Here is a 14,142-nt window from a genome sequence, read left to right as displayed (position 1 = left end):
GCAGCACAGCAGTCAAAGATTTGGCGTTAGAGGTAGCAATGAGACTTGATGGTTTAAACAGCGAAATGCAAACAATGATGTTGGAAGCAACCAATGCTCGTCCTACGGCAACTGGACAAAGTGTGAGTGCTGATTTTGGCGACATGCTTTCCAAAGCCATTAATAACGTGAACAGTTTGCAAAAGACCTCAGGTAATTTACAAACCCGCTTTGATCGGGGAGATGAAAATGTCTCACTATCGGATGTGATGATTGCTCGTAACAAGTCGAGTGTAGCCTTTGAAGCGACGATTCAAGTTCGAAATAAACTTGTTGAAGCCTACAAAGAACTCATGAATATGCCTGTATAAATTAGGTAGATGCCGTGTCAGAAGATAAGCAAACAACCGATCTTACCGTGACCAGTGGTTCTGACCACGCTTTGATGGCGAGTTCAGATCTAGACATGGACACGCAAAACCCAGATCTTGAAGAGAAGAGTTCATCCAAAAGCGATTTTGCGATGGGCGATTTGGACTTGTTGCGCCAAGTGGTGTTAGTCCTCTCTATTTCCATCTGTGTGGCACTGATTGTCATGTTGTTCTTTTGGGTTCGAGAACCTGAAATGCGCCCGCTTGGCGCTTATGAAACCGAAGAACTTATTCCTGTCCTCGATTATCTTGATCAGCAGAAACTAACCTACAAATTAGATGGTAATACTATCTTAGTGCCATCAAGTGAATACAACAGCTTAAAACTCAACCTCGTCCGTGCAGGGTTAAATCAAAACAAGCAAGCGGGCGATGAAATCTTGATGCAAGACATGGGCTTTGGTGTTTCTCAGCGCCTTGAGCAAGAGCGCCTTAAACTTAGCCGTGAGCGTCAACTTGCTAAAGCAATCGAAGAGATGAAGCTTGTCAACAAAGCTCGTGTATTATTGGCGCTGCCAAAGCAAAGCGTATTTGTTCGTCATAACCAAGATGCTTCTGCCTCCGTATTTCTTACCTTGCGAACTGGCGCGAATCTCAAACAAGAAGAGGTCGACTCTATTGTCGATATGGTCGCCAGCGCTGTGCCAGGGATGAAGCCCAATCGAATTACCGTGACTGATCAACATGGTCGGTTGCTCAGCTCAGGCTCTCAAGACCCCGTCTCTTCTGCTCGTCGTAAAGAACAAGAACTTGAACGCAAGCAAGAAGAGGCGCTGCGTGAAAAAATTGATTCGGTATTAATCCCAATTCTAGGTTTTGGTAATTATACCGCCCAAGTGGATATCCAACTGGATTTCAGTGCCATTGAACAAACGCGTAAACGCTTTGACCCGAATACGCCAGCGACACGCAGCGAATATACGCTTGAAGACTATAACAACGGCAATGTGGTGGCTGGCGTTCCAGGTGCATTAAGTAATCAGCCACCTGCGGATGCTTCTATCCCACAAGACGTCGCGCAGATGAAAGATGGCTCGGTACTTGGGCAAGGTTCTGTGCACAAAGAAGCCACGCGCAATTTTGAACTCGATACTACCATTAGCCATGAGCGCAGGCAGTCCGGTGTTGTTAACCGACAAACGGTGGCGGTAGCGATTAAAAACCGTTCTTCAGTGAACCCAGAGACAGGAGAAGTAACCTACACTTCGCTGAGTGAAAGTGAAATTAATGCCGTGCGTCAAGTGCTAATTGGGACGGTTGGGTTTGATGAAAGCAGGGGCGATTTATTGAATGTGCTTAGCATGCAATTTGCTGTGCCTGAAGTTGAAACTATGGCTGATGTGCCTATTTGGGAGCATCCAAACTTCAACGACTGGATTCGTTGGTTCGCCAGTGCGCTAGTGATTGTCGTTGTGATTTTAGTGTTAGTTCGTCCTGCGCTGAAAAAACTGCTCAACCCTGCTGCGGATGATGATGACCCAATGTACGGACCTGATGGTTTACCCATTGGTGCTGATGGTGAAACCAGTTTAATTGGCAGTGGTATTGACGGCGGTGATCTCTTTGAGTTTGGTTCCGGTATTGATTTGCCAAACTTACACAAGGATGAGGATGTACTGAAAGCGGTGCGTGCTCTAGTGGCCAATGAGCCTGAACTTGCGGCTCAAGTAGTGAAGAATTGGATGCAAAATGCCTGATAATAAAAATAAGAGTGGAACAGAAGTGACAGAATCATCGGTTGATATTTCAACAATTTCTGGTGATGAAAAAGCGGCTATTTTGTTGTTGAGCTTAAACGAAGAGGACGCCGCTGGCATCATCCGCCATCTTGAACCTAAGCAGGTACAACGAGTCGGTAGCGCGATGGCGAAGGCGAAAGAGCTTAGCCAAGAGAAAGTGGGCGCGGTGCATCGTGCTTTCCTCGAAGATATTCAGAAATACACCAATATCGGTATGGGCAGCGAAGACTTTATGCGTAACGCGCTTATCGCTGCATTAGGTGCCGATAAAGCCAATAACTTGGTCGATCAAATTTTGCTTGGCACGGGTTCAAAAGGGTTGGATTCATTGAAATGGATGGACCCACGACAAGTGGCGAGCATCATTGTTAATGAACACCCACAAATCCAAACCATTGTTTTATCGTATTTAGAACCGGATCAATCAGCTGAAATTTTGGCGCAGTTTGCTGAACGTGACCGTTTAGACTTATTAATGCGCATTGCCAACCTTGAAGAAGTACAACCTTCGGCATTGGCAGAACTAAATGAAATCATGGAGAAACAATTTGCCGGTCAAGCGGGCGCGCAAGCGGCGAAAATTGGTGGCTTGAAAGCCGCGGCTGATATCATGAACTACCTCGATAACAATATCGAAGGCATCCTCATGGATCAGATGCGTGAGCAAGATGAAGACATGGCAACGCAGATCCAAGATCTGATGTTCGTGTTCGAGAACTTAGTCGAAGTGGACGACCAAGGCATTCAAAAATTGCTGCGTGATGTACCGCAAGATGTACTGCAAAAAGCACTTAAAGGTGCTGATGACGCATTGCGCGAGAAGATCTTCAAAAACATGTCAAAACGTGCAGCTGAGATGATGAAAGATGATCTGGAAGCCATGCCTCCGATTAAAGTATCAGATGTCGAAGCGGCGCAAAAAGAGATTCTGGCGATTGCACGTCGTATGGCCGACAGTGGCGAAATTATGCTGTCTGGCGGCGCAGACGAATTCTTATAATCTAACCCTGACTCAACAATAGGTAGCATTATGTCTGGAGAAAGAAAACGCGGCTTTTTACGTTTAGATGCAGACGCTAATATTGAACAAGCCAAAAAGTGGGGGTTGCCGGACTACGGCGCAGAGATCAATAAAAAAGCCAAAGAAACGGCAATGAACTACGACCCCGGTTGGATGCCAAGTTTTGATGAGCCAGTGGTCGAAGAGCCGCTGCAACTCAGCGAAGAAGAGATTGGCCAGATCAAACAAGGGGCTTATCAAGAAGGTTTGCACCAAGGCCAAGAAGCCGGATTCAAACAAGGCTATGAAAAAGGCAAAGAAGAAGGGCTGATTGCAGGACACCAAGAAGGTGTTGAGCAAGGCAAAACCGAGGGTGTCGCTGAAGGGCAAACCCTCATCCAGCAGCAGGTTGATATTTTCGTTGGTCTTGCCAATCAATTTGCTCAACCGCTAGAGTTGATGAATGCCCAAGTCGAAAAACAGCTGGTCGATATGGTTTTAACCTTGGTCAAAGAAGTCGTTCACGTTGAGGTACAAACTAATCCGCAAGTGATCTTAGATACCATCAAATCGTCGGTTGAATCCCTGCCTGTATCCGGTCATGCCATCACATTAAAACTCCATCCAGAAGATGTTGACGTGATTCATTCTGCTTATGGCGAAAAAGAGCTGGATTTCCGAAACTGGACATTGGTCAAAGAGCCGGCATTAAATCGCGGTGACGTCCAGATTGAAGCAGGTGAATCGAGTGTGAATTATCGAATGGAAGATCGCATTCGTAGCGTGTTGAAAAGTTTTTGTGGCACCAATCGTCACCAACAAGGTGATCAATAGTGTTGTCTCTTGCCGATCGCCTTAGTCAATATAAAACCAAAGGGTTAACCTGCCGCCCAATGGCATCTGGCAAACTGGTCCGTGTGGTTGGTTTAACCCTTGAGGCTACCGGTTGTAAAGCCCCTATTGGTAGCTTATGTAAAGTAGAAACCATGTCCGGAGAAATGGAAGCGGAAGTGGTTGGCTTTTCTGGCGATAACCTCTATCTGATGCCCAGCGAACAGATAACAGGCGTACTGCCCGGAGCTAAAGTTACCCCAATGACAGGGGACGCTGGCCTACCAGTCGGGATGGAGCTGCTTGGACGGGTGATTGATGGTGTCGGTAATCCACTCGATGGGCTGGGGCCTATTTATACCGAAAAGCGCGCATCGTTTAATGCTGACCCCATCAATCCATTAGCTCGCAAACCCATAACAGAACCTCTGGACGTTGGCCTAAAAGCGATCAACGGTTTACTGACGGTGGGTAAAGGGCAGCGGATTGGTTTATTTGCCGGTTCTGGTGTCGGTAAGTCGGTAACGCTTGGCATGATGACTCGTGGCACAACCGCTCAAGTGGTGGTGGTGGGGCTGATTGGTGAACGTGGCCGCGAAGTAAAAGAGTTTATAGAAGAGATTTTAGGCGTTGATGGACGTCAACGTTCAGTTGTAGTAGCCGCGCCTGCGGACTCCTCACCGCTGATGCGTTTAAAAGGCTGTCAAACCGCGTTAGCGATTGCGGAATACTTTCGTGATCAAGGGTTAGATGTATTGCTACTAATGGACTCGTTGACTCGTTTTGCCCAAGCGCAACGTGAAATTGCGTTATCTGTGGGTGAGCCGCCAGCCACAAAAGGTTATCCGCCATCGGTGTTTGCTAAACTGCCCGCCTTGGTTGAACGAGCGGGAAATGGCGGTCCTCACCAAGGATCGATTACCGCTTTCTTTACCGTGCTCACCGAAGGGGATGATCTACAAGACCCGATCGCTGATGCATCGCGAGCCATTCTTGATGGTCACATTGTTTTATCACGTGAAATGGCCGATGCCGGACATTACCCAGCGATTGATGTAGAGAAATCGGTCAGCCGTGTTATGCCACAAATCACCACCGATGAACATCTGTTGATGTCGAAAGCGGTGCGTCAAATACTCTCCATCTGCCGGAAAAATCAAGATCTCGTCTCTATCGGTGCTTACAAGCCGGGGACGGACCCTGCGATTGACAGTGCATTTACGCTAAAACCTAGGCTGGATGAATATTTGCAGCAAGGGATGAAGGATTCGGTTCCTTACGACATGTGCGTCAATATGCTCAAGCACGTTTTGCAAGTGGGGTAATCGATGGATAACGCACTCGAGTTTCTGCTTGATCAAGCCAAAGACAAAGAAGAAAAAGCCGTGATGGCGTTATCTAAATCGCGTGATGAGCTAGAGAGTTATTACAAGCAGTTGGCGCAGATTGAGCAATATCGTCTTGATTATTGTCAGCAGCTTATGGAGCGCGGCATGTCAGGTTTGACGGCGAGCCAATATGGACACTTAAACCGATTTCTTACCCAGTTAGATGAAACCCTTGTCAAACAAAGAGATGCAGAACAACACTTCAAAAATCAGGTAGATAACTGCCAAGAGCATTGGATGGAAGTGAGAAAACAGCGACGCTCTTACGAATGGCTCATTGAAAAAAAACAGATAGAAGCGCAACGTCTGCAAGATAAACGAGAGCAGAAGCAGATGGATGAGTTTTCTACACTGCTCTTTAGTCGGCAACGTTCTAATCAACACAAGTTTTAAGCAACATAAGTTTTAATCAAAATAAGTTTTAAGTCACTGACGCCTCAAGTCGTCAACGTGTCCAATAAGATGGGTGTCATACTTTCTTATCGATATTGAAGGCTTGGCTCATTTCTTGCTTCTGACTAATCACGGAGTTCATTAGGTTAATCCACTGCGCCATCGTCAAAAAATGATGAAACATGACTTACTGGCCAATAATGAATCCGCGTCATCCTCTGTTTTTAGTGCGAGCATCATGGATATGAATGTAAATATTACAACACCATCCGACACCTCTAAAATGGCTAGCGTGAGTAAAGCAGGCTCTGATGCGGTGAGTGAAGGTTCTGAATCTCAAGGTTTTTTTGAAAAACTGACCGCCCTCATTATGGGTCGTAGCACTGAATCTTCGGCAGAAACTGACTTTAAGGCGCTTGATGAGGGAGCTGTGCTCACCGATGACGTGGCAGCCCAAAGTAGCGATGCCTTGTTAGATAAAGAACTTGGTGAGGCATTGAGTGAAGAGGCCGATGTTGATACCGCGCAAACAAAATCACCCCCTTCAGCAGAGGTTGATGACTCCGCTCTTCAGCAGAAAACAGCACAAGTGATGAGCGATGGCGATGAAATCCTTGGCCGTTTAAATAGCGCCAATCAAGCACTTGCTGACCAAAACGGCAAAACCTTGCCACAAAACACTCATCCGGTAGACGTGCAAATCGACGACAACGCAGGTGACTCCTCGGATCAAGTGGAGCAAAAAGCGCCAGCGGCTGCGCAAATATCAGCACAGGATGCATTCGCTAAACCCACTACTGAACCAGTAGCACCGGCGTCAGTGAATGAGCAAGCTCCATTATCTGATCAGCACATCACGGAACAAGATGCAGAGCGTGTGCTGCCTATTCAGCAGGGCAAAGAGCGTTTGATGGCTGCGGAAGGTTCACCTACGGCATCAAGCTTAAACGCAGAGACTGAAGAGAATGGTGAACTCATCCTGCCGGAATCAGTCCGAAAATTCATTCAGCCGCCTCAAGATACAAAGTCAGTGCAAGCAAGCGCTTTGTCGCAAGCGATAGAAGATGAGGCCACTTTACTTGCCACAACTGAAGTTGGCGATGCAGCAGTTAACGCGGTGGCAAAAAGTGACAACACCATGCCCATAGAGCCATCACCTTTGGTTGAAGCGCAAGCACTTGATTCACAATTGACAACAAATTTAGCAGAGGGCAAGTTGCCACTCTCTCCATCTACGAATACACCTCAAACCGATTCGGAAAATGATCAGCAAGGACTGCCCACAGAGGCGTTATTGACTGCCGCTGCCATTCCTTGGGCGAACACAGTTGTTGCCGAAGGGCAAGCATTACCTCTAGACGTGGCACAAAGTGAAACGGTCCTCAAGGGTAAAAATACGCCGGTTTCATTAGCCCATTCTGTTCAGCAAGCCTTAGCTCAGCAACAATCTCAAACCATGCAGGCTGCCGCGGCGGCAGATAAAGCCGCACTAGCATCGTCACCTCTTGTGACAGCAAGCAATGAGTTATCCAATGTACAAATACAACAGTTAGCGAATGCGGCCGCGATACCAGCTGCAACCCATGCAGAATTGCCACTCAACCCCGCGCTATTCAAAGCCGGATTAGGCGCGAAAGCGTTATCGGGTGTGAATGATGCAGGGTCGGCTCAAGAGCAAAAAGAGGGCACATTAGCGCAGCAGCTTTCGAGTGCTTTGGGGCAACATGGTTTGAACGCGACGCAGAGCCGTGCTGACAACTTGCAAGCCGCGCAACAGCCTCCTTTGTTGCTTAACCGAGAAATGGCCAGTGAGCAAATGGCGGAACGGCTGCAAATGATGATGTCGAAAAACCTTAAACATGTCGATATTCGCTTAGATCCACCGGAATTGGGGCGTTTACAAATTCGTATGAATATGAATGGTGATCATACGACGGTTCATTTTACGGTCGCTAACCATCAAGCACGTGATGTGATTGAACAATCTATGCCAAGGCTACGAGAAATGTTGGCACAACAAGGTGTGCAGTTGGGTGAGACCTCTGTCCAACAACAGAGCGCTGGTCAGCAACAAGCGCGCTACACTGCCGACGGGGATGCTCAATCTGGTCAATTGGCGCGCAACGGAAGCTATTTAGACGAAGAAAACCTTGATACAGACGTCAAACTTGATTTGAATGTCGCATCAAAGCGTGATGGAATCAGTTATTACGCTTAAACTAATATTAAAAATAACGACATAGAGAACATTATGGCCGATGAAGAGTTAGGCGCGGAAGCCCCCAAAGGGAAGAAAAAACTGCTGATTATCATTATTGCTGCCGTAGTGTTACTGCTTGGTGGTGGTGCAGCTTTCTTTTTGATGAGCGGAGATGAGGGTGAAGCCACGAGTGAGCAAGCCCCCGCAGCGCAGCAAGCTTTGCCAACGGATCCTGTGGCTTACGTTAATATTGCACAGCCGTTTGTGTTTAACGTCACGGGTGATAAGAAAGATCGTTTGGTGCAAATCAAAGTGCAGTTGATGGTGCGAGGTTCAGAAAATGAAAGCCTTGCACGTTACCATTCACCTTTAGTGGAAAGCTCTTTACTGGCCACTTTTGCGTCTGCCACTGTGGAACAGCTTCGTAGCCCTACCGGGCGAATTGAGCTGAGAGATAAGGCGACCGATGATATTAAAGCGGCACTCACTAAAGCGGTTGGGCAACCTGTGATCGAAAAAGTGTTGTTTACCGATTTTGTAATGCAGTAGGTGAGAAGTGACTGATTTATTAAGCCAAGACGAAATTGATGCCCTGCTTCATGGTGTAGACAGTGTTGATGAGGCGGAAGACGATGACGATGTTGCCGATAAGTCGGCGATTAACTTTGACTTCTCTTCACAAGACCGTATCGTCCGTGGGCGCATGCCTACGCTGGAGCTTATCAACGAACGTTTTGCTCGTCACATGCGTATTAGTTTGTTCAACATGCTGCGTAAAACGGCTGAAGTGTCGATCAACGGCGTACAGATGATGAAGTTTGGTGAATACCAAAATACGCTTTATGTTCCGACTAGTTTGAACATGGTGCGTTTTCGTCCGTTAAAAGGGACAGCGTTGGTCACGATGGAAGCGCGTTTAGTCTTCATTTTGGTGGAAAACTTTTTTGGTGGCGATGGACGTTTCCACGCTCGAATTGAAGGGCGCGAATTTACGCCAACAGAACGACGTGTCATTCAATTACTGTTAAAAATTGTTTTCGGTGACTACAAAGAAGCTTGGTCACCGGTGATGGGCGTTGAGTTTGAATATTTGGATTCAGAAGTGAACCCAAGTATGGCTAACATCGTCAGCCCAACGGAAGTGATCGTAGTGAGCTCGTTTCATATCGAAGTCGATGGCGGCGGCGGCGATTTCCACGTGGTCATGCCTTATTCGATGGTTGAACCCATTCGTGAGTTACTCGATGCGGGTGTCCAGTCGGATAAAATGGAAACCGATGTGCGTTGGAGTTCTGCACTGCGCGAAGAGATCATGGATGTACCCGTCAATTTCCGAGTCAATTTATTAGAACAAGACATTTCATTGCGTGACTTAATGGATCTACAAGTAGGCGATATCATCCCAATTAAAATGCCAAAAAACGCAACGATGTTTGTTGAAGAGCTGCCAACTTACCGAGTGAAAATGGGCCGCTCTGGTGAAAAAATGGCGGTTCAAGTCTCTGAAAAAATTAAACGCCCTGATGTAGTAAAAACGGATCTCGCCTTTTTAGGCAAAGACATCATGTCTGAATTTGAAGATGATGACGAAGAAGATAACGAAGAATAATAGAGTAGGTAACGAAGATGGAACCAAGTGACGACCAAAGATTGGCAGACGAATGGGCAGCCGCATTAGGGGAAGACCCATCCGCGCCTAGTATTGATGTAGATGAAATTCTGGCCGCGCCTCTTGATGAATTGAAAGACACTTCACCACCGATCACCGAAGATGAGCGCCGCAAACTTGATACGATCATGGACATTCCTGTGACCATTTCGATGGAAGTGGGGCGTTCGAAGATCAGCATTCGTAACTTACTGCAATTGAACCAAGGCTCGGTGGTTGAGCTTGATCGCATCGCGGGTGAGTCATTGGATGTGATGGTGAACGGCACCTTGATTGCTCATGGAGAAGTGGTAGTGGTTAACGATAAATTCGGTATTCGTTTAACCGATGTAATCAGCCAGACTGAGCGTATTAAAAAGCTGCGTTAGCATAACGTCAGCTTACGAAAAAGAAGTATTTGGATGAAAAAACTGATCGGTTTATTGCTCTGTTCAAGCCAAGCGATGGCAGCGCCGAATGATCACTTAGATTTAGCGACCACTTTCGGGTCGCTTTTGTTCGTTATTGCGCTAATTCTCTTTTTGGCTTGGGTGTTAAAACGAATGCGAGTGCCCACGTTCGGTAATCAAAAAGGGTTGAGCATTGTACGTCAACTGCCAGTGGGTACTAAAGAGCGTATCGTTATTGTGCAAGCGGGAGAAGAACAATTTCTCGTCGGAGTCACGTCACAATCCGTCCAATTGATCGCAAAATTAGATGCCCCACTCAAACAGGAGGAGGCTGAGGTCAGTCCGTTTGCCGGTCAACTGACTCAGCTGCTAAAGAAAAATGACAAGAAATAGTCGCACGGCCTCATTGGGTTACCTTGCTCATCTATGGCATCTTTCTATGTTGCTGGTTGCATTATTGTTTACCCCGTTTGCGTTTTCAGAGCAAGAGTTAGCCACACCAATTCCTTCCAGCGCCGTAGGCGCAGAAACGGTGACAGTAACGGCGATGAATAAAGACAGTGGCGCCTCTAAAACGATAGCCGCTGGTAGCGTCAGTGGTGGTGGCGGTATTCCAGCATTTACCATGACGACCAATTCAGATGGCAGTCAAGATTACTCGATCAATCTACAAATTTTAGCCTTGATGACCATGTTGGGTTTTTTGCCTGCCATGGTCATTTTGATGACTTCCTTTACACGTATCGTGATTGTGATGTCGATCTTGCGCCAGGCAATGGGCCTGCAACAAACGCCGTCAAACCAAGTAATTATCGGCATCGCTATTTTTCTCACTTTTTTCATTATGTCACCAGTCATCAACGCCATTAATGAGCAAGCTGTGCAGCCATATCTCAATGAGCAGATGACGGCGCGTCAAGCGTTTGATACGGCTCAAGAGCCACTAAAAGCCTTCATGCTGAAACAGACGCGAGTCAAAGATTTAGAAACCTTTGTTGAGATATCGGGCTCTGACGCAACCAATCCTGAAGAGGTCTCGATGGCGGTGCTGATCCCTGCGTTCATCACCTCGGAGCTAAAAACGGCGTTTCAAATCGGCTTTATGCTATTTTTACCCTTTTTAATCATTGATTTAGTGGTGGCGTCTGTTTTGATGGCGATGGGTATGATGATGCTTTCGCCGATGATCGTCTCGCTGCCTTTTAAACTCATGCTGTTTGTACTAGTGGATGGATGGAACTTGATCCTCTCAACGCTAGCCGGCAGTTTTGCTTTATAGCGAGGGCGCGAATGACTCCTGAAGTCTTTGTTGAGCTGTTTCGAGACGCACTGTGGATGGTGCTTATCATGGTGTGCGCCATCATCATCCCGAGTTTGTTGATTGGTTTAGTGGTCGCCATTTTCCAAGCCGCGACCTCAATTAACGAACAGACGTTGAGCTTTTTACCGCGTCTCATTGTGACGTTACTGGCACTGATGTTCTTTGCCCATTGGATGACGCAGATGTTGATGGAGTATTTCTTCTCTATCGTTGAACGGCTACCACAGGTGCTGTACTAGGAGCTTGAATGGAGTACCCAACAAGCCTCGTTTTAGAGTGGATTGCTAGCTATTTTTGGCCCTACACTCGTATTTCCGCCATGCTGATGGTGATGTCAGTCACTGGGGCCCGCTTTGTTCCGACCCGAGTGCGGCTCTACTTAGGTTTGGCTATTACCTTCGCCGTGATGCCCGCGATTCCTGCCGTTTCAGAGACCGTTGAACTACTTTCATTTAAAGGTTTTTTGACCACCTTTGAGCAGATTATTATTGGCGTTGCAATGGGCATGATCACCCAGTTTATAATCCAAACCTTTGTTATGCTTGGCCAAATATTGGGTATGCAAGCCAGCTTAGGTTTTGCTTCAATGGTCGACCCCGTAAACGGGCAGAACACCCCTTTGCTTGGTCAATTGTTTATGTTTTTAGCGACCTTGTTCTTCTTAGCAACCGATGGTCATTTAAAGATGATCCAACTGGTGGTATTCAGTTTCAAAACCTTGCCTATTGGCGATGGGGCATTAACGACCGTGGATTTTCGTGAGCTCGCATTGTGGCTAGGAATTATGTTTAAAGTGGCGCTGAGTATGTCTCTTTCTGGCATCATTGCGCTATTAACCGTCAACTTATCATTTGGTGTGATGACTCGTGCAGCCCCTCAGCTCAACATTTTCTCGTTGGGTTTTGCGTTTGCGCTTTTGGTCGGCTTGTTACTCTGTTGGTATATTTTAGGCGGCCTGTATAGTCACTACGAACTATTCTGGTTAGAAGGCGAGCAACAAATTTGTCGCCTTATCCGTATGAACTGTTAGGAGGCGCGTTTGGCAGAGTCAGACGGTCAAGAACGTACCGAAGACGCCACGCCCAAGCGATTGGACGAGGCGCGAAAAAAAGGTCAAGTCGCTCGTTCAAAAGAGTTAGCGTCCGTTTCTGTACTGGTGGTGGGTGCGATTGCATTGATGTGGTTTGGCGAATCGTTAGCCCGAGCTTTGTACGCTTTGATGGGGCGAATCTTCAACTTAAGCCGAGAAGAAGTGTTTGATCTCGGAAAGTTGTTTGATATTGCGGCTGGTTCTCTTGCGACCCTGATATTGCCACTCTCGCTTATCTTAATTACGTTATTTATTGCTGCATTAATTGGCGCGGCTGGCATTGGTGGAATTAACTTTTCTGTCGAAGCTGCGATGCCAAAGCCCTCCAAAATGAACCCGCTCAGTGGCTTAAAACGTATGTTCGGTTTGCAAAGTTGGGTTGAGTTATTTAAGTCCATTTTAAAAGTACTGCTTGTTTCTGGCGTTGCTTTTTATCTGATCAATGCATCGAAAGAAGATCTATTTCAACTGAGCATGGATGTCTATCCACAAAATATTTTCCATGCGCTCGATATTTTGCTCAACTTTGTGTTGCTGATCAGTTGTTCTTTATTGGTCGTGGTCGCCATCGATATCCCATTCCAAATCTGGCAGCACGCTGACCAATTAAAAATGACCAAGCAAGAAGTAAAAGACGAATACAAAGATACGGAAGGAAAACCTGAGGTTAAAGGCCGAATTCGGATGTTGCAGCGTGAAGCGGCCCAGCGGCGGATGATGGCGGAAGTGCCACAAGCGGATGTAATCATCACCAACCCAGAACACTTCTCAGTTGCGCTGCGCTATAAACAAAATACGGATAAAGCACCGATTGTGGTGGCTAAAGGCGTCGATCACATGGCGATGAAAATTCGTGAAGTAGCACGTGCGCATGATATACACATCATCCCCGCACCGCCTTTGGCTCGAGCGCTTTATCACACAACCGATCTTGAGCAGGAGATCCCCGACGGGCTTTTCGTGGCGGTTGCGCAGGTACTGGCTTATGTCTTTCAGCTTAAGCAGTATCGTAAACGCGGTGGTCAAAGACCCAAACTCGATGAGAATAACATGCCGATTCCACCGGATTTACGGCATTAATCCTCATCGTTATGCTGGGGCAAAAGCGTTAATGCTGAAGTTAGCGTCAGTTTAAATCACTTATCAGGAATAGAAAGCAGCACCAACACCGCGCCATGCCCGCCAAATTCAAGAGGGGCTTGATGAAATGCCATCACATCAGGGTGTTGAGCGAGCCAGAGAGGAACTTTTTGTTTGAGAATGTGTTTACCGATCCCATGTTGGACACAAGCGCAGTGAATATTTTCTTTCACACAATAAGCAACCATCGCCCCAAGTTCTCGTTTCGCTTCTTGCTGTGTCATGCCGTGCATATCCAAAAACACATCCGGCACATAAACGCCACGTCTTAACCGTTTAACTTCATATTTCGACACATCATCACGAGCATAGCGCGTCGGTCCTTCATCGCTGAGTTTTGGTATAAACTCATCGGAAAAATAAAATTCGGTATCGCTGGCTTCCCGCGCAATACGGCGGATTTCTTTTTGTTTGGGGTTTCTGTTTGGCGGCTGGATTATGGTATCCTGTCGCAACTTTTTAACGCCCTTTACTGCATCCCGAAACAAGTCGAAAGCGTCATCGTGTTCGGTCTCTTTTTGGCTCATTGGGTTTGGTCATTTTCTAACAGATCGATATTGGCAGTATTGTAG

The 14,142-nt window shown here is 46.9% G+C and carries 16 protein-coding genes; 15 read left to right on the top strand and 1 reads right to left on the bottom strand.

What is annotated here, in order from left to right:
* Nucleotides 1–38: 38 nt before the first annotated feature.
* The 15 genes from fliE to flhB all read left to right on the top strand — a co-directional run bounded on the left by fliE (nt 39) and on the right by flhB (nt 13,510).
* Nucleotides 39–350, top strand: coding sequence for a flagellar hook-basal body complex protein FliE (gene fliE, locus AACV32_RS00705; protein ID WP_010318714.1), 312 nt, complete (start codon nt 39–41; stop codon nt 348–350).
* Between the two features lie 14 nt (nt 351–364).
* Nucleotides 365–2,107 carry a flagellar basal-body MS-ring/collar protein FliF gene (fliF, locus tag AACV32_RS00700; RefSeq protein ID WP_170895566.1) on the top strand — a complete coding sequence of 581 codons (1,743 nt, stop codon included), beginning with the start codon at nt 365–367 and terminating at the stop codon, nt 2,105–2,107.
* A complete protein-coding gene (gene fliG / locus AACV32_RS00695) occupies nt 2,100–3,149 on the top strand; it encodes a flagellar motor switch protein FliG (protein ID WP_013856310.1) in 1,050 nt (349 codons plus the stop codon). The genes fliF and fliG overlap by 8 nt, the downstream gene beginning before the upstream one ends.
* A 30-nt stretch (nt 3,150–3,179) precedes the next feature.
* Nucleotides 3,180–3,983 (top strand): flagellar assembly protein FliH, encoded by an 804-nt coding sequence (gene fliH, locus AACV32_RS00690; RefSeq protein WP_017048870.1) that lies wholly within the window; start codon nt 3,180–3,182, stop codon nt 3,981–3,983.
* A complete protein-coding gene (gene fliI / locus AACV32_RS00685) occupies nt 3,983–5,305 on the top strand; it encodes a flagellar protein export ATPase FliI (protein ID WP_170895565.1) in 1,323 nt (440 codons plus the stop codon). Before fliH ends, fliI begins: the two co-directional genes overlap by 1 nt.
* A 3-nt stretch (nt 5,306–5,308) precedes the next feature.
* Nucleotides 5,309–5,761: a flagellar export protein FliJ gene (fliJ, locus tag AACV32_RS00680; protein ID WP_013856313.1), complete on the top strand. Its 453-nt coding sequence runs from the start codon at nt 5,309–5,311 to the stop codon at nt 5,759–5,761.
* Between the two features lie 172 nt (nt 5,762–5,933).
* Nucleotides 5,934–7,979, top strand: coding sequence for a flagellar hook-length control protein FliK (locus AACV32_RS00675; RefSeq protein ID WP_170895564.1), 2,046 nt, complete (start codon nt 5,934–5,936; stop codon nt 7,977–7,979).
* Nucleotides 7,980–8,012: 33 nt separating this feature from the next.
* The gene (fliL, locus tag AACV32_RS00670) at nt 8,013–8,510 is read left to right on the top strand and encodes a flagellar basal body-associated protein FliL (RefSeq protein WP_013856316.1); all 498 of its coding nucleotides are present in this window, start codon (nt 8,013–8,015) and stop codon (nt 8,508–8,510) included.
* 7 nt (nt 8,511–8,517) lie between these two features.
* The gene (gene fliM / locus AACV32_RS00665) at nt 8,518–9,570 is read left to right on the top strand and encodes a flagellar motor switch protein FliM (RefSeq protein WP_088729043.1); all 1,053 of its coding nucleotides are present in this window, start codon (nt 8,518–8,520) and stop codon (nt 9,568–9,570) included.
* A gap of 17 nt (nt 9,571–9,587) precedes the next feature.
* Complete coding sequence (gene fliN, locus AACV32_RS00660; RefSeq protein WP_010318705.1) at nt 9,588–9,998, top strand: flagellar motor switch protein FliN; 411 nt, start codon at nt 9,588–9,590, stop codon at nt 9,996–9,998.
* 33 nt (nt 9,999–10,031) lie between these two features.
* Nucleotides 10,032–10,412 carry a flagellar biosynthetic protein FliO gene (gene fliO, locus AACV32_RS00655; protein ID WP_013856319.1) on the top strand — a complete coding sequence of 127 codons (381 nt, stop codon included), beginning with the start codon at nt 10,032–10,034 and terminating at the stop codon, nt 10,410–10,412.
* Nucleotides 10,399–11,298, top strand: coding sequence for a flagellar type III secretion system pore protein FliP (gene fliP, locus AACV32_RS00650; RefSeq protein WP_038170156.1), 900 nt, complete (start codon nt 10,399–10,401; stop codon nt 11,296–11,298). Before fliO ends, fliP begins: the two co-directional genes overlap by 14 nt.
* An 11-nt stretch (nt 11,299–11,309) precedes the next feature.
* Nucleotides 11,310–11,579, top strand: a complete 270-nt coding sequence (fliQ, locus tag AACV32_RS00645) for a flagellar biosynthesis protein FliQ (RefSeq protein WP_013856321.1) — start codon at nt 11,310–11,312, stop codon at nt 11,577–11,579.
* An 8-nt stretch (nt 11,580–11,587) separates the two neighbouring features.
* Nucleotides 11,588–12,370, top strand: coding sequence for a flagellar biosynthetic protein FliR (fliR, locus tag AACV32_RS00640; protein ID WP_013856322.1), 783 nt, complete (start codon nt 11,588–11,590; stop codon nt 12,368–12,370).
* Nucleotides 12,371–12,379: 9 nt separating this feature from the next.
* The gene (gene flhB, locus AACV32_RS00635; RefSeq protein ID WP_013856323.1) at nt 12,380–13,510 is read left to right on the top strand and encodes a flagellar biosynthesis protein FlhB; all 1,131 of its coding nucleotides are present in this window, start codon (nt 12,380–12,382) and stop codon (nt 13,508–13,510) included.
* A gap of 56 nt (nt 13,511–13,566) precedes the next feature.
* Here the strand turns inward: flhB and smrB are convergent, their stop codons facing one another.
* Nucleotides 13,567–14,097, bottom strand: a complete 531-nt coding sequence (gene smrB, locus AACV32_RS00630; RefSeq protein WP_013856324.1) for an endonuclease SmrB — start codon at nt 14,095–14,097, stop codon at nt 13,567–13,569.
* Nucleotides 14,098–14,142 lie beyond the last annotated feature (45 nt).

The sequence above is a fragment of the Vibrio sp. B7 genome (assembly GCF_963888765.1).
Taxonomy (GTDB): Bacteria; Pseudomonadota; Gammaproteobacteria; order Enterobacterales; family Vibrionaceae; genus Vibrio; species Vibrio anguillarum.
This window is presented reverse-complemented; position numbering and strand designations above follow the sequence as displayed.